A 20,607-nucleotide genomic window follows, 5' to 3' on the forward strand; every position below is an offset into this window, starting at 1 on the left:
ATATGGCGCGTATCTCGCTGGATCTCCTCCAACAGTTCGTGCAGGTCGCCCGCCTGGGCAATGTCTCCCGTGCCGCCGAGCAGGCGAACCTCACCGTCAGCGCGCTCAGCCACCAGATCCGTCAGCTGGAGCAGCGGCTGGAGCGCAAGCTGTTCGACCGCGGCCCGCGCGGCGTGCAGCTCACCGGCGAAGGGCGTCGCCTGATGGAAGCCGTCGGCCACCATTTCGAAGGCATCGACCGCGCCATGGCCGGCTACCGTTGCCGTCGCGAAAACGCGCTCACCCTGAGCGCCATCCCCGGCGTGATGTCCACCTGGTTGGTGCCGCGTCTGGCAAGGCTGGTGGCCGCCCACCCGGAGCTGGAGCTCAACCTGCAATCGAGCGTGGAACTGGTGAACTTCGAACGCGACCCGGTGGACGCCGCCGTGCGCTATGGCCGCGGCCCCTGGCCTGGCCTGATCACCGAGCGCCTGTTCGGCGAGTGGATCGCCCCGGTGGCCGCGCCCGCCCTGGTGGAGCGCATGCAGCACGCTGACCCCACCGACCTCAGCCAGTGGCCTTTGCTGGGCGACCCCGGCGATCGCTGGCGCGACTGGTTCGCTGCATCCGGCGGCGAGCCACCACGCCGCTACGTGGCGCAGTTCGACAACACCGATGCGTTGCAGCGCGGTGCGCTGGAGGGCATGGGGGTGGCGCTGGGGCGCATGGTGATGGCGCGTCCGTTGATCGAGGCGGGTTTACTGCAGGTGTTGGGTGAGCGCTATCAGCAGATTCCGGAGGCGTATTTTCTGGTTTATCCGGAGCGTGCGCGTGATCACGCGGGGCTGAGGACGTTTCGCGAGTGGTTGTTGTGCGAGGCGGGGAAGTATGCGGAGGCGATGTCGTATGCGACGGGGGCTGGGGGCGACGTCGTGTGAGTTTGACGGCGAGCCAGGTCGCGGCGCGCTCAATGAAAAGCGAACGACGCGAGAAGACCAACAGCGTCGCCAACAAGCACCTCTCGCTTAAGACCAAGGTCAAACCCCAACACGGTTCCACATCGCGCCCCAACCCGTCATCATTCCCCTTTGCATCATCGCAGTCACAAGGAGAACACCATGAAGTCACGCGCAGCCGTCGCCTGGGAAGCAGGCAAACCCCTGTCCATCGAACAGGTCGACGTGGCCGGCCCCAAGGCCGGTGAAGTGCTCGTGCGCATCGTGGCTACCGGCGTGTGCCACACCGACGCCTTCACCCTTTCCGGTGCCGATCCGGAAGGCCAGTTCCCGGTGATCCTTGGCCACGAAGGTGGTGGCATCGTGGAGGAAGTGGGTGAGGGAGTCACCTCGCTCAAGGTAGGCGATCACGTTATTCCGCTGTACACGCCCGAGTGCGGCGAGTGCAAATTCTGCCTCTCCGGCAAGACCAACCTGTGCCAGAAGATTCGCCTCACCCAGGGTCGCGGCGTGATGCCCGATGGCACCTCGCGCTTCTCGCTCAACGGCAAGCCGCTGCTGCACTACATGGGCACCAGCACCTTCAGCGAATACACCGTGCTTCCGGAAATCTCGCTGGCCAAGATCAACAAGGCCGCGCCGCTGGAGAAGGTATGCCTACTCGGTTGCGGCATCACCACCGGCATCGGCGCCGTGCTCAACACTGCCAAGGTGGAGCCGGGTGCGAGCGTGGCGGTGTTCGGGCTTGGCGGCATCGGCTTGTCGGTGGTGCAGGGTGCGGTGATGGCGCAGGCCGGTCGCATCGTGGTGGTGGACACCAACCCGGACAAGTTCGAGATGGCGCGCGCGCTGGGCGCGACGGATTTCGTCAATCCCAAGGATTACCCGGATACGCCGGTGCAGCAGGTGATCGTGGATCTCACCGATGGCGGCGTGGATTACTCCTTCGAGTGCATCGGCAACGTGCATGTGATGCGCTCGGCGCTGGAGTGCTGCCACAAGGGGTGGGGCGAGTCGATCATCATCGGTGTGGCGGGTGCCGGCCAGGAGATCAGCACGCGTCCGTTCCAACTGGTGACCGGTCGCGTGTGGCGCGGTTCGGCGTTCGGTGGCGTCAAGGGTCGCTCGCAGTTGCCGGGCTATGTGGATCGCTACATGGCCGGCGAGATCAAGATCGACGAGATGATCACCAAGGTGCTGCCGCTGGAGCGCATCAACGAGGCGTTCGACCTGATGCACGAAGGCAAGGTCATCCGCTCGGTGATCCACTACTGAGTCGGCACGTGGCCGCCTTTGGCCTGAAAGGTGGCCTATGGGCAGGTGTGCTCAGCTAGTGCTAATGGGCAGGGCGTGGCACTGTCCATCCACCATTTGTATACGTAGTGGCCGCCAAGCTGAGGCGGCTATGCTGCGCCAGTCGTGCCGACGTTTTCGATAAGGGGTAGTCGATGAAAAGCCGTGTGTACCTGGGTCTGGCGACGCTGCTGTTGGCGGCGTGCAGTGGCACCTCTACGCCCGCCAATGCGCAGGCGCAGGATCAGCCTGCCGGTGGCTTGGTGCCGCCGACCTCGGCCGGCGACTACACCGCCAGCCAGCTTGACCAGGTGCTCGCCGGCAGCTGGCGTTCGCCGGCGAACAAGGCGCGCGATGTGTACCGCCACCCCAAGGCCACCTTGCAGTTCTTTGGTGTTCGCCCGGACCTCACGGTCATCGAGATCACCCCCGGCGGCGGCTGGTACAGCGAAATTCTTGCGCCGCTGCTGCGTGACAACGGCCACTACATCGCCGCGCTGACCAAACCGACGGGCGATGGCGAAGCCAGTCGCGACCGCTCCGGCCTGCGCGCCAAGTTTGCTGGCGACGCGGAGCATTACGGCAAGGCGCAGATCGTGGAGTTCGATCCCAAGGCGCCGGTGTTCGGTGCGCCGGGTTCGACGGACCTCGTGCTCACCTTCCGCAATGTGCACAACTGGGTCATGGCCGATACGGCGCCCGCCATGTTCAAGGCTTTCTACGCCGCCTTGCGCCCGGGTGGCGTGCTGGGCGTGGTGGATCATCGCGCGGCGGACAATGCCAGCCTGGAGTCGGTGAAGCAAAGCGGCTATCTGCCCACCAACTACGTGGTGAAGCTGGCCACCGACGCAGGCTTTACGCTGGAGGAGTCCAGCGAGATCAACGCCAACCCCAAGGACACCAAGGACTATCCCAAGGGTGTGTGGACCCTGCCGCCCACGCTGGAACTGGGTGACCAGGATCGCGCCAAGTACCTGGCCATCGGCGAGTCGGATCGCATGACGCTGCGCTTCGTCAAGCCCGCCGCCCCCGCGACGGCATCCTCCGCGCATTGAGCGCGGAGGACTGCGCGATAGTGCTGGGACGCACGGTATGTTGTTAGCGCTCAATAAGCCCTATGGCGTGCTGTGCCAGTTCCGTGACGAGCACGGCCGTCGCACGCTGGCCGAGTTCGTGCGACAGAAGGAAATCTATCCCGCTGGGCGCCTGGACCACGACAGCGAAGGCCTGCTGTTGCTGACCGACGACGGCCGGCTCGCGCACAAGCTCACCGACCCGCGCCACAAGGAACCCAAGACCTACCTGGTACAGGTGGACGGGCAGATCACCGACGAGGCCATCGACGCGCTGCGTCGCGGCGTTGTGCTCAACGATGGGCCCACCCTGCCGGCAGGCGCCGAGCACGCGGTGGAGCCCGACTGGCTGTGGCCGCGCGATCCGCCTGTGCGTTTTCGCAAGCTCATCCCCACCAGCTGGCTACGCATCACCCTGCGCGAAGGGCGCAACCGCCAGGTGCGCCGCATGACCGCCGCCGTGGGTTTCCCCACCTTGCGCCTGATTCGCGAGCGCATCGGCCCGTATGCGCTCGATGGCCTGGCCCCGGGCGAGACGCGCGTGCTGGATGAGCGTGCGCAGGGAAGGTCTGATTAAACGGCATGTTGCTCGTCACCCCAGCGGAAGCAGGGGTCCAGTGCCTGTAAATCGTTGCGCGTCAAGGCAATGGATGACCAGCCCTTCGGCTGTTAAAAAGCACCTCCTGCTTCCGCAGGAATGACGATCAAGATCAGAGCATCCTTAGAGCTTGAAGAACGCCGCCGCCGTGGCACTGGTGTGCGCGGCGGTGACCTCGGCCGGCTCGCCGCGATCGCGCGCGATCTCCTCGCAGATATGGCGCAGGTACATTGGCTCGTTGCGTCGATGCGAGGGCTGCGGACGCACGGTGCGCGGCAGCAGATAGGGCGCGTCGGTTTCGATCATCAGGCGATCGGCGGGAATCTCCTTGACCAGTTCACGCAGATGCGTGCCGCGGCGCTCGTCGCAGATCCAGCCGGTGATGCCGATGTGGCAATCCAGCGCCAGGTAGTCGCGTAGCGCTTCGCCAGTGTCGGTAAAGCAGTGCACCACCGCGCCAGGAATCTTCTCGCGATAGCGGCGCAGCAGCGCGATGAAATCGTGGTGCGCGTCGCGCTGGTGCAGGAATAGCGGCTTCTGTACATCCACCGCGATCTGCAGCTGGCGCTCGAACACCGCCAATTGCACCTCGCGCGGGGAATAGTTGCGGTGATAGTCCAGGCCGGTTTCGCCCACCGCTTTCACTTGCTCGTGCGTGGCCAGCTCGCGCAGCAGCGCATCGGTGGCGTCGTCGTAGTCGATGGCGTGATGTGGATGCACGCCGGCCGTGGCGTACAACACGCCCGGATGCGCCTGCGCCAGCGCGAGCGCATGCGTGCTGCCATCGCGCGAGGCGCCGGTCACCATGAGGCGCGCCACGCCATGGTCGTGCGCGCGCTGCAGCACGTCGGCAAAATCGTGGTGGAACGATTCGTGGGTGAGGTTGGCGCCAATATCGATCAGTTGCATGGGCGGGTGTGGATGCCTTAAATCGCCATTGTCCCAAAATGTCGCGATGGCAGCCAAAGGGTGCGCCGCTGGCGTTCTGTTTGGGCTGGCGCGTCGGGGCCCTGGACTCGATAGCTGGGCATAGCGTCGGGGAGCCCTTGGGGTTGGGAGGCATGCGATGTAGTCCACCCCCCGTACATCGCCTCGGTAAGGCATCCCCAACACTCGCTTGAGACGCCACCAGCGCGAGGCGCCGACACGGAGCGAATTCTTGCGGTACGGGCCCCTGGCCTCGGTACCGTCATCAAGCCCGTTTACGCTCGGCCAGGGGAACACGCGTGCCCTGCCGCTGTCGACTTTGTGACGTACGGTGAAAAACCGTGCTCGCGTAGCGCACGACGGGTGTGTTACCAATGCGTCTTCGGTGCCGTTGGGGGCGGCATCCGCGACGTTGAAACCAAAACAGGAAGCGGGGTGAACGCATGTCGGCAGTGGCAAGGTCGGCGGCAAGCGGAGAGGCGGCGACGGATGGCCGCGAAGCAGCGGTCTGTGCGCTGCTGGTTGCCCGTGGTCGCTTGAAAGACACCGATCTGGTGCGTGCCCGCCGCCTGCACGAGGAATCGCCCGATGGCACCCTCACGGCGCTGATGGCCCGGCTGGGCCTGGTTTCCGAGCGCGATCTGGCGGAAGCCTGGTCCGAACTCCTGCAAACGCCGCTGTTCGCCGCACGCGAGGCGCCGGATGCGCCGCCTGCCGAGCTGGACGTATCCGTGCGCTTTCTCAAGCAGCAGCACGTGGTGCCGGTGCGTGTGGGCGAGCAGGACCTGGCCCTGGTGGTGGCCGACCCGGCCGACCCGTATCCGCTGCAGGCGGTGAGCCTGGCCGCTGGGCGCGCGGTAGACCTGCGCATCGGCCTGCGTTCGGAAATCGACGACCTGATCGAGCGCTATTACGGCAGCGGTCGTTCGGCCATGGGCACCATCGTGGAGAACCTCGACGGCAGCGCCGCGGTGGAAGACGACGTGGAGCACCTGCGCGACCTCGCGTCCGAAGCGCCGGTGATCCGCCTGGTGAACCTGATTCTGCAGCGCGCGGTGGAACAACGCGCGTCGGACGTGCACATCGAACCGTTTGAGAACCGTCTGAAAGTGCGCTATCGCATCGACGGCGTGCTGCACGAAGTGGAGGCGCCGCCCTCCAGCTCCACCGCCGCGGTGATCTCGCGCGTAAAGATCATGGCCAAGCTCAACATCGCCGAGCGCCGCCTGCCGCAGGACGGACGTATCCAATTGCGCGTGCAGGGCAAGGAGTTGGATCTGCGTGTGTCCACCGTGCCGACCAGCTTCGGCGAGTCGGTGGTCATGCGTATTCTCGATCGCGAGTCGGTGGTGTTCGATTTCGAAGAGCTGGGTTTTACCGACAGCTTCCAGCAGCGCTTCGTCGATGTGCTGGAGCGCCCGCACGGCATTCTGCTGGTTACCGGCCCTACGGGCTCGGGCAAAACGACCACGCTGTACACGGCGCTGTCCAAGATCAACACGCCTGACGTCAAGATCATCACGGTGGAAGACCCCGTTGAATACCAGATCGAAGGCATCAACCAGATTCAGGTAAAGCCACAGATCGGGCTGGATTTCACTGGCGCGCTGCGCTCCATCGTGCGCCAGGACCCGGACGTGATCATGATCGGCGAAATGCGCGATCTGGAAACCTGTCGCATCGCCATCCAGTCCGCGCTCACCGGTCACCTGGTGCTATCCACGCTGCACACCAACAGCGCGGCGGGCGGCATCACGCGCTTGCTCGACATGGGTGTGGAGGATTACCTGCTCGGTTCCACCGTCAACGGCATCTTGGCGCAGCGCCTGGTGCGCCGCCTGGATCCGGCCACGGCCATTCCCTACGAGGCGCTGCCCGAGGTGATCGAGCAGTTCGAGCTGCACAAGTACACCGACGAGCGCCCCATTCGCCTGTGGAAGCCCGGCAGCAGTGCCGCCAACCCCACCGGCTATCGCGGTCGCCGCGCCATCATGGAGTTCCTGGTGATGAGCGATCCGTTGCGCCGCTTGGTGATGCAGCGCGCCGATGCGGGTGAGATCGAACGCCTCGCGCGTGCCGAAGGCATGCGCACCATGTACGAGGACGGCATCGCCAAGGCCGTGGCCGGTATCACCACCATTGAGGAGGTGATGCGTGTCACGCAGGAAGGTTGATGCCCCGGCGCTGTTTGTCGCGCAGGCGCGCGCATGAGTCAGTTCAGCTATCGCGCGGTGAGTGCCGCGGGCGAAATGCTGCAAGGCCAGATGGAAGCCGGCAGCCTGGAAGAAGTGATCAGCCGCCTGCAGGATCAGGGTCATACGCCGCTTGACGCGCGCGCTGCCGACGCCGAGGGCGGTGGCAGCGGCTTTTCTGCGTGGCTACGGCGCGGCCCGTTCACCGGCGATCAGCTCGCGCAGTTCACGCACCAGCTCGCGACATTGCTTGGTGCAGGCCAGCCGCTGGATCGCGCCTTGGGCATTCTCTTGGACCTGCCCGAGGGCGAGCGCGCCAAGAAGCTCATCGAGCGCGTGCGCGATCGCGTGCGCGGCGGCACGCCGCTTTCGCAGGCGCTGGACGAAGAACACGGCGTGTTCCCCAAGCTTTACATCAGCCTGGTGCGCGCGGGCGAGGCGGGCGGTTCGCTGGAAGACACGTTGCGCCGCCTGGCCGACTACCTGGAGCGATCGCAGCAACTGCGCGGCAGCATCATCAACGCGCTGATCTACCCGGCGTTCCTGATGGTGGGTGTGCTCGGTTCGTTGCTGTTGTTGCTCGCCTACGTAGTGCCGCAGTTCGTGCCGATTTTCGAAGACATGCAAGTGCCGATACCCTGGATCACCCAGGCCGTACTGGCTGTGGGTGGTGCGCTGCAATCGTGGTGGTGGCTGATCGTGGCGCTGTTGGTCATGGGTGTGTTCGTCGCGCGTGCTCGTCTGCGCGATCCGGCCACGCTGCTGGCCTGGCATGCGAGGCTGCTTACCTTGCGCGTGGTCGGGCCGCTGTTGTTGAAAGTGCAGACCGCACGCATCGCGCGCACGCTGGGCACCTTGCTCAAGAATGGCGTGCCTTTGCTGTCGGCCCTGGGCATCGCGCGACAGGTCACCGCCAACCGTGCGTTGGATCAGGCGCTGGAGCAAGCCGCCGAGCAGGTCAAGGGCGGCACTGGTCTGAGCCTGGCACTGGCGCAGTCGCAGCGTTTCCCCCGCCTGGCCCTGCAGATGGTGCAGGTGGGCGAGGAGGCCGGGCAGCTGGACACCATGCTGTTGAAGGTGGCCGACACCTTCGAGCTGGAAAGCCGTCGTTCCATCGACCGTCTGCTCGCTGCCTTGGTGCCGGCGCTGACCATCGTGATGACCGTGCTGGTGGCGATCATCATGGCGGCGATCCTGCTGCCGCTGCTCAGCCTCACCAGCAATATCCAGTAGCCGCGCCACCGCGCTGCCAACCCTTTGGACACAACACGAGGTACCTCATGCGACATCGTTCTCTTCATCGCCCCCAGGCCACCCGCGGCTTTACCTTGCTGGAAATGCTGGCGGTGATCGTGTTGATCGGCATCATCGGTGCGGTGGTGGTCACCCAGGTCGGCAAGAACGTCGACAAGGGCAAGTACGGCGCGGGCAAGGCGCAGCTCACCACGCTCACCCAAAAGGTCGAGAACTATGCGCTCGACAACGGCTCGCCGCCGGCTCAACTGCAGGATCTGCTGGTCAAGCCGGCCAACGCGCGCAACTGGCAGGGGCCGTACGCCAAGGAATCGGAGCTGAAGGATCCGTGGGGTCATGAGTTCGGCTACAAGTACCCGGGCGATCACGGCAGCTTCGACCTGATTTTCTACGGCCAGGACGGCAAGCCCGGCGGTGATGGCTACAACGCCGACGTGGGCAACTGGCAGTGAAAAGCCGGGAGTCGGTAGCCATGCACACGGCATCGGCAAAGCGCCGAAGCCGTGTGCATTCCCGTTTCCGCTACTCGACTCCCTATTCCCGTGCAGCGGGCGGCTTCACGCTGCTTGAAATGCTGGCGGTCATTCTGCTCATTGGCATCGCCGCGGCGGCGGTCACCGTGTCGGTGACCCAGGGCCTGGCGAGCGCGCGGGTAAGCGCCGCCAGCGGCGAATTGGCTGCTGCGTTACGCGCCACGCGCGCCCAGGCCATCGTGCATGGCGACGAGCGCAACTTCGACGTGGACACGCGCGCCAATACCTATCGGGCCGATCGCGGTGAAGTCACGCGCCTGCCTTCGGGCATGCGCATCGGCATTACCAGTGCGCGCGAGGATCAGGTCAACGACCACACCGGGCGCATCCGCTTCTTTCCCGACGGCAGCTCCACGGGCGGCCACATCACGCTGCAACGCGAGCGACGCCAGTGGCAAGTCAACGTATCGTGGCTGACTGGTGCCGTGAGCGTGGCGGACGTGAGTGCATCGCGATGAAGCGGCAGCGCGGCTTCAGCCTGCTCGAAGTGATCGCCGCCATGCTGCTGCTGGCGATTGCTTTTGGGGCGCTGATGAAAGTGGCTGGCGGTTCCATTGCGCTCACCCGCAATGCGGACGATCACAGCCAGGCCGCGCTATGGGCACGCAGCCTGCTCGACACGGTGGATCTCACGGCGCCGCTGCAGGCGGGCACCACGCAGGGGCGCTTCGACGACAGCTATCGCTGGCGGCTGGTCGTCAGCCCCTGGAACCCGCCCGGTGCGTCGCCCGATGCGCAGGTTCGCCTGTTCAAGCTCGACTTGGATGTGATGTGGGGGCCACGCCTGCGCGAACGCTCCGCGCACTTCAGCACGTTGCGGGCGATGGGGCCCGAGCCGGACAACAATCGATGAGGCACGCGCGCGGCTTTACCCTGCTGGAAGTGCTCGGCGCCTTGGCGCTGCTGGCGCTGTTGTTGCTGGGCGTATACGGCGGCGTGCGCACGGCCACCCATGCCGTGCGCTCGGGCGAAGCGAGCATCACGCGACTGGACGAAATGCGTTCGGCTCAACAATTCCTGCGTCGCGAGCTGGCGCAAGCGCGCGCCGTGCCGGTATCGCGCAGCGATAAGGGCGATCCGTATTTCTTCACGGGCGATGCACGCGAGATGCGCTTCGTTGCGCCGTTGCCGGGCTATCTCGGCAAGCTGGGTCCGCAGTTGCAGCAGTTGAAGTTGGTGGCCAACGGCAAGGGCGGCTGGCGACTTGAGGCAAGCTTTGCGCTGATGCCGCCCGATGGCAGCGCGCCGCGTCCGCTCGGAGAGCCGGAGGTACTGGTCGATGGCATTACCGACGGGCATTTCAGCTATCGCTCGCCCGATACGCCGGACAAGCCGGGCGAGTGGGGCGACCATTGGGATAGCGTGCGCTCCATGCCGCGCATCGTCCGCGTGGCGCTCAAGCTCAATGGCACCCGTGGCTGGCCTCAGTTGGACGCACCTTTGCGCGTGGACGCATCGGCCATGCAGGGGCAGGTCGATTTGCTGCAAGGCCTGCAGCGACGGACCACGCCATGAGGCGCATGCACGTTCCCGCATCCGTGGTGCGTCAGCACGGCGTAGCCCTGCTGGTGGTGCTATGGGCGTGCACGCTCTTGGCGATCCTGTTGGGTGGCTACGCGATGCTGGCGCGCACCGAGGGCCTGCAGGCACGCTATCAATTCGCGCAGACGCAGGCCCACTACGCGGCGGAGGCGGGCGTGATGCGGGCCATCTACGCCCTGCAGGACCCGCAGCAACCACTGCGCTGGCAGTCCGATGGGCGCATCTATCCGTTCGCTTTCGATGGCGCGAAAGTCAACGTGAGCATCATTGACGAAAGCGGCAAGGTCGATCTGAATGCCGCCTCGCCCGATGTGCTGCTCAACCTGTTTCGTGCTGCCGGCATGCCCGACGCCAAGGCGCAGGCGCTTACCCAGAACGTCGTGGACTGGCGCAGCTTTTCGTTGTCGCCACCCAGCAACGTGCCCAATGCAGCCTACGCGCAGGCCGGCAAGGATTACGGACCGCGTCATGGCCCGTTTGCCACCGTGGAGGAGCTGCAAATGGTGCTGGGCATGGACCCGGCGGTGTATCGCAAGGTGGCCTCCCAGGTCACGCTGTGGTCGGGCCGGCAGAGCCCCAACCCGGCCACGGCGCCGCCGCTGGCGCTAGCCGCCATTCCCGGCATGACGCCCGCACAAGCGCAGGCGCTGCTGGCGTCGCGGCAGGCGGGCCAGGCCGGCCAGCCGCAAGGCCTAGCCGTTGCTCAGGGAGTAACGCATAGTATTCGTTCGGAGGCCACGTTGGCCGACGGCACGCGCGCCATTTTGCGCGTCACGGTGCGTCTGCAAGGCATCCGGGCAGGCATGCCGCCGTATGCGGTGCTGCGTTGGCAAGAGGGAGACGGGGAATGAGTTCGGCAAGTTTGCCACTGCGTTCGCAGCTCGATCGTGTGCGCCGCGCTTGGCGCGCCTCGCCGCTGCCGCGCTTCTTCGCATGGTGGGGTGGCGAACTGGCGGCGTTGCTGCCGATGCGCTGGCGCGCACGCTTCGGCGGCGGCCTGGCCTGGCACCTGTTGCAGTTGGATGGCGAGGATTGGACCTTGCGCCGCGTCGGCGACACGCAGGCGATGGCGCGCTGGAGCAGTCAGCTCGATGCCGCCAGCCAGCAGGTAGCTCTGCGCGACGCATTGCGTGGCGTGGACAGCGAAGACCTGCGCCTGGCGCTGGGGCTCGATCCCTCGCTGGTGCTTCGCCCGCGCCTGCAGTTGCCTTTGGCCGCGCGCGATAACCTGTTGCAGATCGGCGCTTTCGAAATGGATCGGCAAACGCCCTTTCGCGCCGAACAGGTGCGCTACGACGTGCGCGAACTGCGCGCCGCCGCGCCGGCGGGTCGTTTCGCCGCCGAACTGGTGGTGGTGCCGCGCAGCACGCTCGATCCGCTGCTGGCGCGCCTGGCTTCCTCTGGCTTGCAGGTAGATGCCATCGACGTTGCGGAAGGCGCCGAGCGCTTGGGCGCCAACCTGCTGCCGCCGGAACTGGCGCCCCGTCGCCAGCATCCACGACAACGCCTCAATCTCGCGCTCGGCGCGGCGGCCATCGTGCTGCTGGTGCTGACGCTGTTGCAGTTTCTGCACAACCGCAACGCCGCGCTGGAGCAGATGCGCAGCGACGTGGAAAGCATGCGCGCAGAAGCGCAACAAGTGGCATCGTTGCGCCAGCAATTGCAGGACAACGCCGGTGCCGCGGGCTTTCTGGCCGAGCGCAAGCGCGTCACCGTATCCGCGCTGGCCGTGGTGCAGGACATCAGCCAGCGCCTGCCCACCACAGCATGGCTGGAGCGCCTGAGCATCGATAACAGCGGTCAGGTGGGCTTCCAGGGCCAGAGCCCACAGGCGGCGCGACTGGTCGATGCCTTCAAGGGCTCGACCGTGCTCACCGATACCAACTTCCAGGGCACCATCCAGGTCGATCCATCCACGGGCAAGGAGCGCTTCTACATGGTGGCCCACCTGCGCAAGCCCAGTGAACCCAAGGGCAAGCCGGCGGCCTCTTCCTCCACGGCGGGGGGCGCGCCATGAAGCTGAGCAAACTCACGCCGCGCGATAGCCGCATCGCGGCGATCCTGCTGTTGCTGTTCGTGGTGGTCATCAGTTACTTCGCATTGCTGCATTGGTGGTTCGTGGCGCCCCTGCAATCCATTCATAGCGAAATGGACGATCTGCGCGATACGCACGCGCGCTTTGCCGCCGCTATTGCCGACAAGCCCCAGTTGCAGCAGCGCATTGCCGCGATGGGTGCGGGCCAGGCGGCCAGTCACGCCTTTCTGCCCGAAGACGATCCGAATGCCGCCGCCGCCGGTTTGATGCAGCGCGTGGTGGACGCGGTAGCGGCGCACCCGCAAGGCGGCGCCTGCGACGTCACCCAGAAGATGCCAGTGCCCAACCCGCCCGCCGCGCCGGACGAGCCCTATCGCAAGGTGGCGGTGAGCATCAGCCTGCGTTGCGATGTGCAGCCGCTGGCCGAGACGCTGCACGATCTGGAGCAGGGCACGCCGTATCTGTTCGTGGACGACCTGAGCATCTACCGCAACCCCGTGGCCGCGCTGCAACAGGCGGCCGCGCCGCTGGAGGTGCAGTTCACCTTGTCCGGCTACGTGCGCCAGCCGCGTGCGACGACGGGCGACGACAACCAGGGAGGCGCGCCGTGAACGCCGCCGGTCAACGTCGCCTCACCCCGATCCTGGGCGGCATCGCTGCCGTCTTCGCATTGCTCCTGCTGCTATTGCTCGTGGGCATTGGCCGCGGCGTGCAGTGGGGGCCGCCGCGCCCGGCGGCGCCGCTGCCGGAGGCACGCGAACAAGGCTTGCCCACGCCGGTGCCGCTGGAGCAATTCGCGGTGGTGTGGCAGCAGCCGTTGTTCAACCCTGATCGCAAGCCTGCGCTGCGCGCGGCCAGCGGTGGCGCCAGCCTGGGTGATATGCAGCTCACCGGCATCATCCTCACGCCGGCATTGCACATGGCGCTGCTACGCGACAAGAGTGGCGACCGCGAAGTGCGCGTGCGTGAAGGCGATACGCTGCCCGACGGCAGTTGGCGCCTGGCCGAGCTGAAGCCGCGCGCCGCCGTGTTCGAATCGGCCAGCGGACGCACCGAGCTGGATCTGCCCGCAGGCGCACCCATCGATGCACCCAAGGCGCCCACCAATGCGCCGCCCGGTATGCCGCCGTCGCCCAATAGCGCGGCGGGTAACCCACCCGTGCTGCCCGCTGGCGGCATGGTGGTGAACATGCCGCCGGCGCAAGCCGCGCCGTTTCCCGTGCCCGCTGCGCCGCCACCGCCGCAGCAACAGACGATCAACGATGCGCAAGCCGACCGCATTCGCCAGTTGAAAGAAGCCATTCAAAAGCGACGCGCCCAACAGCAACAAGAAGCGTCCACCGAGGGAGCCCACTGAGTTATGTCCACCCAGCGCACGCCGCGATTGCAACGCATCGCTACGCTCACCATGGCCCTGTGGCTGGCCGGGTGCCAATCGCTGCCGCCGCCGCGCGACGACGGCGCCTTGCAGCGCGAAGCCATGGCCGGCACCGAAAAGCCGGTGCCCGAGCCACTGCCGCTCAACACCGGCGTCGGAACGGAGCAGAACAACGCTGCGCGTCCGGACGTGAGCACCGGTAGCGGCCAATTCGTCAACGGCGTGGGCCTGGCCCAGCCGCGAAAGGCCGCCAGTGGCGACGGCGCGGTGACCTTCAATTTCGAAAACCAGCCCGTTCAGGCAGTGGTGAAAGCCATCCTGGGCGATCTGCTCAAGCAGAACTACGTGATCGTGCCCGGCGTGCAGGGCAATATTTCCTTCTCTACCTCCGAGCCGGTGGATAGCAGCCAGGCGCTGCCGATTCTGGAAACCCTGCTGTCGTGGACCAACAACGCGCTGGTGATGCGCGATGGTCGCTACGTGGTGCTGCCGGCCAAGGACGCCGTGGCCGGCAACCTGGTGCCCAGCCTCAACGCTGCCGCGCCGCAGGGCGGCATGCAGGCGCGCCTGTTCCCGCTGCGCTACATCTCGGCCAACGAGATGCAGAAGCTGATCAAGCCGTTCGCACGCGCCGATTCCGTGCTGCTGGCCGATCCCTCGCGCAACCTCATCGTGCTGTCCGGCTCGCCGCAGGAACTGGACAACTATCAGCGCACCATCCGCACTTTCGACGTCGATTGGTTGCGTGGCATGTCGGTGGGCGTGTTCAGCCTGCAGCGCGCCAATGTAGGCGAGTTGATGCCCCAGCTCGACCAGATGTTCGGCCCCAAGGGTGACACGCCGCTGGCCGGCATGCTGCGCTTCATTCCCATCGAGCGCACCAACGCGCTGGTGGTGATCAGCACCCAGCCCACTTACCTCAAGGAAGTGGGTGACTGGATCACCAAGATCGACCGCGGCGGCGGCAACGAGCCGGAGTTGTTCGTTTACGACGTGCGCAACATCAAGGCGTCGGACCTGGCGCAGTACCTCGCGCAGATCTACACCAACGGCAACGGTGGCGGCAGCAACGGAGGCCGCGTTGGCCCTGGCCTTACCGGCACCACACTGGGTGCGGGCGAAAATGCCAATGGCTCGGCCAGCGGCATGGGCGCCATGGCTGGCAGCTTCGGCAGCAGCACCACCGGTGGCGTGAACGGCACCGGCGGCGGCTTTGGCAGCGCCGGTGGTTTCGGCAATGGCACCAGCAACAACCCGCTCGGCGGAGGCGCGAACGGCACCGGCACCGGCTTTGGCACCAATCAGAGCGGTAGCGCAGCGGGCACGTTCGGCTCCGGCAATAACGGTGGCCCCGGCGGCAGCCAGGGCGCGGGCCAGCAGTATGTATCCGAGGATGGCAGCATCCGCATCAGCTCCGTGGATACCAACAACCAGTTGCTGGTGCGTGCGCGCCCATCGCAGTGGGGCGAGATCGAGCAGGCCATCAAGCGGCTGGATAACGTGCCGCTGCAAGTGCAGATCGAGATGCGCATTCTCGAGGTGGATCTCACCGGGCAGCTGCAGTTCGGCGTGCAGTGGTATCTGCAAGGCCTGGCGGGCGCCACGCCGACGGTGGATGGCAGCGGCAACATCAACGGCGCGACCAACATTCCGCCGGGCATGCATCGCCAGGTGTCGCTCGGTTCGGGCGGAAACCAGTACGGTGGCGAGCCGTTCTTCTACTCGTTCCTCAGCAGCAACCGGAAGTTCCAGGTGGCGTTGCGTGCACTGGAAACCAACGGCAACACCAAGACGCTCTCCGCGCCGTCGCTGGTGGTGCTGAACAACCAGGTGGCGCACATCCAGGTGGGCGACCAGGTGCCGATCAACCAGACCTCCATTGTCACGGGCTTGGGCACCACCACCACCGGCTCCACCGCCAGCAGCGTGAGCTACCTGCCGACCGGCGTAATTCTGGATGTGCAGCCGCGTGTGAATCCCGGCGGCTTGGTGTACCTCAATGTGCAGCAGCAAGTGAGCAACACCACCGGCGCGGCCAACTCGCAGGGCAACTACACCATCCAGCAGCGTGCGGTGGGCACGCAGATCGCCGTGCAGAGCGGGCAGACAGTATTGCTAGGCGGCTTGATCCAGCAGAACGAGAACAGCACCGATACCGGCATTCCTGGGCTCAACCGCATTCCCGTGCTAGGGCGCCTGTTTGGAACCACCAGCCACAATCGCACGCGCACCGAGCTGATCGTGCTCATCACGCCTCGCGTGATCACCAGCGCGGAAGAAGCCAAGCAAGTCACCGACGAGTACCAGCGCAAGTTCGAATCGCTGGCGCCGTTGCGCGCACCGGCCCCCGCGGCCGGGGCGAGCCAGCATCCCTGATGCAGGTGGGTGGCCGCTCCCCGGGGGCGGCCACCTTGGCGGAAAGCGGGGTGGCAAGGCGTCGCCCGCTATCATGTAAAGGATGAGTACCCCGCCGTCCTTCCCCATTTCCCCGCTGCTGCCCGAGATCGCCGCCTCGCTGGCGGCGCATCCGCGCCTGGTGCTGGAAGCGCCGCCCGGTGCCGGCAAGACCACACAGGTGCCCCTCGCGCTGCTCGATGCGCCCTGGCTGGACGGCCAGCGGGTACTGATGCTGGAGCCGCGCCGCATTGCCGCGCGTGCCGCCGCCCAGTTCATGGCGCGCCAGCGTGGCGAGGAGGTCGGCGGCACCATCGGCTATCGCATCCGCTTCGAGGCCAAGGTGAGCGCGGCCACGCGCGTGGAAGTGGTCACCGAAGGCATCCTCACTCGCATGATCCAGGACGATCCGGAGCTGAGCGGCATCGGCGCGATCCTGTTCGATGAATTTCACGAGCGGCACCTGGCCGGCGATCTGGGCGTGGCCTTGGCGCTGGACGTGCAGAACACCCTGCGGCCTGACCTGCGCATCGTGGTGATGTCCGCCACGCTCGATGGCGAGCGCATCGCGCAATGGCTGGACGCACCGCGTGTGAGCAGCCCGGGGCGCAGTTTCCCCGTGCGCGTGGAGTATCCCGCCGCGCGCGTGCAGGAGAGCGTGGAGCACCATCTCGCGCGCGTGGCGCGGCAGGCGCTGGCGGAGAACGCGGGCGACGTGCTGGCCTTTCTGCCAGGGCGTCGCGAGATCGCCCGCACGCAAGCCGTGTTGGAAAGCGCGCTCGATGACGACATCGTACTGGTGCCCCTGCATGGCGAACTCTCGCTGGGCGAGCAGCAGGCTGCGTTGAGTCCGGCCGAGCCCGGTACACGCCGCATCGTGCTCGCCACCAACGTGGCCGAATCCAGCGTTACCCTGCCGGGCATACGCGCGGTAGTGGATAGCGGGCTGGCGCGCGAGCCGCGCTTCGATCCGAACTCCGGCTTCACGCGCCTGGAAACGGTGACCATCTCCCAGGCATCGGCCGACCAGCGCGCGGGTCGCGCGGGTCGCGTGGCCGAAGGCACCGCCTATCGCCTGTGGCCGCAAAGCAAGCGCTTGGATGCGTCGCGTTCGGCGGAAATCGCGCAAGCCGAACTCTCCGGGCTCGCCCTGGAGCTGGCCGCATGGGGCATTACTGCAGGCAGCGGTAACGACCTGCCGTGGCTGGATGCACCGCCGGCGGGCGCACTGGCGCAGGCACGCGAGCTGCTTGTGCAGCTGGGCGCGCTTGCTGCCGATGGCCGCATCACGCCACTGGGGCGACAGATGCTGGAGCTGGGCGCCACGCCGCGACTCGGTGCGGCCGCCTTGCGCGCGGCGCCGGAACTGCGCGCTTTGGTGGCGGATTTGTTGGCGCTGATGGAAGCCCGCTCGCCCTTGCGCGGCGAGAACGCACGCACCGACGACTTTCGCGCCCGCCTCGGCGCGCTGCACATATGGCGCGACCGCAGCACGGCCGGCGCGCGTGGTGGCGCCGATGCCGGCGCGCTCGCCGCCATCGAGCAGGCGAGTAAGGGCTGGCGTCGTCGCCTCGACGTGCGCAGCGCGGCCACCGGCGTGCCCGATAGCCATAGCGTGGGTGACTTGCTGTTGCACGCGTTTCCCGATCGCGTGGCACGTCGCGACGACAGCAACCCGTTGCGCTACACCCTCGCCAACGGTCGTGGCGCACGCTTGCACGAAAACACCGCCTTGCTTGGCGAGCCCTGGCTGGTGGCGCTCGATCTGCGCTTCGAGGCGCGCGACAGTCTGATCCTGGCTGCCGCGCCGCTCGATTTGCGCGTGCTGGAACGTGACTACCCCGCGCAATTCCGTCGCGAACGCGTACTGCGCTGGAACGATGAACGCGACGCCGTGGAAGCCTTCGAGGAGCAGCGCTTCGCTGCCATCGTGCTGGAGCGTCGCAGCGTGCCGGTCAAATCCGAGGACGCCTTGCCGGCGTTGCTGGCCGCCATTCGCAGCAAGGGTATCGATGCCCTGCCGTGGAGCGAGCACGCGCGCCGCCTGCGTGCACGCATGCAGGCGCTGCGTGCCTGGGTGCCGGAGCTGGGCCTGCCCGATGTGTCCGACGCGGCCTTGCTGGCTTCGCTCGATGCGTGGCTCGCGCCGTATCTCAACGGCAAGCGACGGCTGGATGCGTTGAGCGCCGAGGAACTTTCGCAGGCGCTGGGCAGCCTGTTCGATTACGAGCAACGCCGACAGCTCGATGCACAGGCGCCAGAAAGCCTGGTCGTGCCCAGCGGCATGAGCCGTCGCATCGAATACACCGATGGCGAGCCGCCGGTGCTGGCGGTGAAGCTGCAGGAGTTGTTCGGCCTGGCCGACACGCCACGCGTGGCCAATGGCCGCGTACCGGTCACGCTGCACCTGCTGTCGCCGGCGGGGCGCCCCATCCAGGTCACGCAGGATCTCAAAGGCTTCTGGGAGCGCACCTATCCGGAAGTGAAGAAAGAGCTGAAAGGCCGCTATCCGCGCCACCCCTGGCCCGATGATCCGTGGACCGCACAAGCCACCCATCGCGCCAAACCGCGCGGCACCTGAGCGCCACGCGCCGCACCCGATACGCAGGAGAACCACCCGTGTCCCATTACTCCGGCCCCTTGCTCACGCTCGCCACCGGCAGCGCCTTGCTGGCAGCGCATACGCGCGGCGAGAGCACATGGCGCGGCTCGCTGGACCTTGGCCGCAGCGACGGTGACGCCGTGCTCGCCAGCGACCGCTGGCAATGGCAGGGCGTGACCTATCCCTACCCGGGCAAGCTCAAGGACCGCACCATCTACTACTGGGACGGCGAAGAGTTCGCCGCGGTCTCGCGTTACTCCGGTTCCTTGATCAAACTGGTGCCCACCGAATGGGGCGCGCCGACGTTCGAGATCGACGGCATCAAGATGCTGCCCACGTCCAAGGAATCACCGTTCGACGATGCGCGGCGCAAGGTGGCCCTGGTCGAGCCGCGCGGCAAGGTGGTGCTCGATACCTGCGGTGGCCTGGGTTACTTCGCCGCCTGTTGCCTGGAAGCGGGCGTGGCGCGCATGCAATCGTTCGAGAAGAATGCCGACGTGCTGTGGTTGCGCACCATCAACCCGTGGTCGCCCGACCCGGACGCGCCGGCCAGCGGCGGTCGCCTGCAGCTGGCGCATGCGGACGTATCGCAGGCCATCACGCAAATCGCCGATGCCTCAGTGGATGCATTGCTGCACGATCCGCCGCGTTTTGGCATTGCCGGCGAATTGTATTCGCAGGCGTTCTACGATCAGCTGGCGCGCGTGCTTCGTCGTGGCGGCCGCCTGTTCCATTACACCGGCAGCCCCAACAAGCTCACCAGCGATCGCGATGTGCCGCGCGAAGTGGCGCGTCGGCTGGAGAAGGCGGGCTTCAAGGCCCAGCTCGCGCTGGACGGCGTACTGGCGACCAGGCGCTAGCCTGCGGCACACTGCCGCGAATTCAGGGGAGTACACGGCATGACGCAGGAAAGCAGCCAGCCCGTGCTGGCCATTGCGGGGTTCTGGCGGCGCCTGGGCGCCTTTGCCATCGACGGCCTGATTCTGGGGCTGGCTGGCATGTTGCTGGGGGCGATCAGTTTCGATGGCCTGGCGCGGCTTGGCATGTATGGCCGCCTGTTGGGCTTCATCATCGCGCTGGGTTATTTCGGTTTGTTCAACAGCCGCTTTGGCGAAGGCCAGACGCCCGGCAAGAAGCTCCTGGGTGTACGCGTGGTGGATGCGCATGGGCAGTGCCTCGGGGTGCTGCGCTCCTTGCTGCGCTACGCGGTACTCGGCATACCGTTCTTTCTGAACAGCCTGCCGTTGGCCTTGCCGCAACTGCTGTCGTGGCTGGGCTATGGGCTGGCGCTGCTGGTGTTCGGCGCGGGCTTCTCCATCATCTACCTCTATGTGTTCAATCGGCGCACGCGGCAATCGCTGCACGACCTCGTTGTCGGCAGCTATGTAGTGCGTGTGGCGGAGCAGGCCGTGCCGCAGCCTGTGCCGGAGTTGTGGGTCGGGCATGCGGTGGTGGTTGGCCTGTTGGTGGCCTTGTCGCTGCTTACGCCCATGCTGGGGCAACGTCTGACCCAAAGTGGCTGGGTGGCCGGCCTGATGCCCGTACAGCAGGCGCTGGCCGTGCAGCCGCACGTGCGTCAGGCCGTGGTGCAGAAAAGCTGGTTTACTTCCCGGGGCCAGACGTCGCACTACCTTATCGCTTCGCTCGGCCTCGATGCGGCCATGGTGGACGATGAGGAGTACGCACGCGACATCGCACGCACCATGGCCCGCCACTACCCTGAGGTGGATACGCAGGACGCGGTGGTGGTGACGCTCGTCTATGGCTTCGACCTCGGCATCGCGTCCAGCTGGCGCCGCCATACCTACCGCTACGCACCCGACGAATTGCAGTAGCACACGCCGACGGCGG

General features: G+C 66.4%; 19 protein-coding genes. 18 read left to right on the top strand and 1 reads right to left on the bottom strand.

What is annotated here, in order from left to right; genetic code table 11:
* Window positions 1-2: 2 nt before the first annotated feature.
* The 4 genes from AC3G2C_RS03810 (at window position 3) to AC3G2C_RS03825 (ending at window position 3,878) form a co-directional block, all read left to right on the top strand.
* A complete protein-coding gene (locus AC3G2C_RS03810; protein ID WP_488383290.1) occupies window positions 3-917 on the top strand; it encodes a LysR substrate-binding domain-containing protein in 915 nt (304 codons plus the stop codon).
* A gap of 180 nt (window positions 918-1,097) precedes the next feature.
* Window positions 1,098-2,210 carry an S-(hydroxymethyl)glutathione dehydrogenase/class III alcohol dehydrogenase gene (locus AC3G2C_RS03815; protein WP_488383291.1) on the top strand — a complete coding sequence of 371 codons (1,113 nt, stop codon included), beginning with the start codon at window positions 1,098-1,100 and terminating at the stop codon, window positions 2,208-2,210.
* Window positions 2,211-2,383: 173 nt separating this feature from the next.
* Window positions 2,384-3,283 carry a class I SAM-dependent methyltransferase gene (locus AC3G2C_RS03820; RefSeq protein ID WP_488383292.1) on the top strand — a complete coding sequence of 300 codons (900 nt, stop codon included), beginning with the start codon at window positions 2,384-2,386 and terminating at the stop codon, window positions 3,281-3,283.
* Window positions 3,284-3,320: 37 nt separating this feature from the next.
* Window positions 3,321-3,878: a pseudouridine synthase gene (locus AC3G2C_RS03825; protein WP_488383293.1), complete on the top strand. Its 558-nt coding sequence runs from the start codon at window positions 3,321-3,323 to the stop codon at window positions 3,876-3,878.
* A 144-nt stretch (window positions 3,879-4,022) separates the two neighbouring features.
* On the opposite strand, the gene AC3G2C_RS03830 is transcribed toward AC3G2C_RS03825, so the two are convergent.
* A complete protein-coding gene (locus AC3G2C_RS03830) occupies window positions 4,023-4,808 on the bottom strand; it encodes a TatD family hydrolase (RefSeq protein WP_488383294.1) in 786 nt (261 codons plus the stop codon).
* 461 nt (window positions 4,809-5,269) lie between these two features.
* Between AC3G2C_RS03830 and gspE the strand changes: the two genes are divergently transcribed.
* The 14 genes from gspE (at window position 5,270) to AC3G2C_RS03900 (ending at window position 20,591) form a co-directional block, all read left to right on the top strand.
* Window positions 5,270-7,000, top strand: a complete 1,731-nt coding sequence (gene gspE / locus AC3G2C_RS03835; RefSeq protein ID WP_488383295.1) for a type II secretion system ATPase GspE — start codon at window positions 5,270-5,272, stop codon at window positions 6,998-7,000.
* 33 nt (window positions 7,001-7,033) lie between these two features.
* Window positions 7,034-8,251, top strand: coding sequence for a type II secretion system inner membrane protein GspF (gene gspF / locus AC3G2C_RS03840; RefSeq protein ID WP_488383296.1), 1,218 nt, complete (start codon window positions 7,034-7,036; stop codon window positions 8,249-8,251).
* A 47-nt stretch (window positions 8,252-8,298) separates the two neighbouring features.
* Window positions 8,299-8,724, top strand: a complete 426-nt coding sequence (gene gspG, locus AC3G2C_RS03845; RefSeq protein WP_488383297.1) for a type II secretion system major pseudopilin GspG — start codon at window positions 8,299-8,301, stop codon at window positions 8,722-8,724.
* Window positions 8,725-8,744: 20 nt separating this feature from the next.
* On the top strand, window positions 8,745-9,263 hold the full coding sequence (locus AC3G2C_RS03850; RefSeq protein ID WP_488383298.1) for a GspH/FimT family pseudopilin: 519 nt from the start codon (window positions 8,745-8,747) through the stop codon (window positions 9,261-9,263).
* The gene (locus AC3G2C_RS03855) at window positions 9,260-9,658 is read left to right on the top strand and encodes a type IV pilus modification PilV family protein (RefSeq protein WP_488383299.1); all 399 of its coding nucleotides are present in this window, start codon (window positions 9,260-9,262) and stop codon (window positions 9,656-9,658) included. Before AC3G2C_RS03850 ends, AC3G2C_RS03855 begins: the two co-directional genes overlap by 4 nt.
* Window positions 9,655-10,320, top strand: coding sequence for a type II secretion system protein GspJ (locus AC3G2C_RS03860; RefSeq protein ID WP_488383300.1), 666 nt, complete (start codon window positions 9,655-9,657; stop codon window positions 10,318-10,320). Before AC3G2C_RS03855 ends, AC3G2C_RS03860 begins: the two co-directional genes overlap by 4 nt.
* A complete protein-coding gene (locus AC3G2C_RS03865) occupies window positions 10,317-11,198 on the top strand; it encodes a type II secretion system minor pseudopilin (RefSeq protein WP_488383301.1) in 882 nt (293 codons plus the stop codon). The genes AC3G2C_RS03860 and AC3G2C_RS03865 overlap by 4 nt, the downstream gene beginning before the upstream one ends.
* On the top strand, window positions 11,195-12,364 hold the full coding sequence (locus AC3G2C_RS03870) for a PilN domain-containing protein (RefSeq protein WP_488383302.1): 1,170 nt from the start codon (window positions 11,195-11,197) through the stop codon (window positions 12,362-12,364). Before AC3G2C_RS03865 ends, AC3G2C_RS03870 begins: the two co-directional genes overlap by 4 nt.
* Entirely contained in the window at window positions 12,361-12,993 is a 633-nt protein-coding gene (gene gspM / locus AC3G2C_RS03875; RefSeq protein WP_488383303.1) for a type II secretion system protein GspM, read from the top strand. Before AC3G2C_RS03870 ends, gspM begins: the two co-directional genes overlap by 4 nt.
* Window positions 12,990-13,739, top strand: coding sequence for a hypothetical protein (locus AC3G2C_RS03880; RefSeq protein WP_488383304.1), 750 nt, complete (start codon window positions 12,990-12,992; stop codon window positions 13,737-13,739). Before gspM ends, AC3G2C_RS03880 begins: the two co-directional genes overlap by 4 nt.
* 3 nt (window positions 13,740-13,742) lie before the next feature.
* Window positions 13,743-16,136 (top strand): type II secretion system secretin GspD, encoded by a 2,394-nt coding sequence (gene gspD, locus AC3G2C_RS03885; RefSeq protein WP_488383305.1) that lies wholly within the window; start codon window positions 13,743-13,745, stop codon window positions 16,134-16,136.
* Between the two features lie 82 nt (window positions 16,137-16,218).
* Window positions 16,219-18,735, top strand: a complete 2,517-nt coding sequence (gene hrpB, locus AC3G2C_RS03890) for an ATP-dependent helicase HrpB (protein WP_488383306.1) — start codon at window positions 16,219-16,221, stop codon at window positions 18,733-18,735.
* A gap of 38 nt (window positions 18,736-18,773) precedes the next feature.
* Window positions 18,774-19,616: a class I SAM-dependent methyltransferase gene (locus AC3G2C_RS03895; protein WP_488383307.1), complete on the top strand. Its 843-nt coding sequence runs from the start codon at window positions 18,774-18,776 to the stop codon at window positions 19,614-19,616.
* 39 nt (window positions 19,617-19,655) lie between these two features.
* Window positions 19,656-20,591, top strand: coding sequence for an RDD family protein (locus tag AC3G2C_RS03900; protein WP_488383308.1), 936 nt, complete (start codon window positions 19,656-19,658; stop codon window positions 20,589-20,591).
* Window positions 20,592-20,607 lie beyond the last annotated feature (16 nt).

The sequence above is a fragment of the Frateuria sp. sgz306004 genome, from assembly GCF_057750885.1.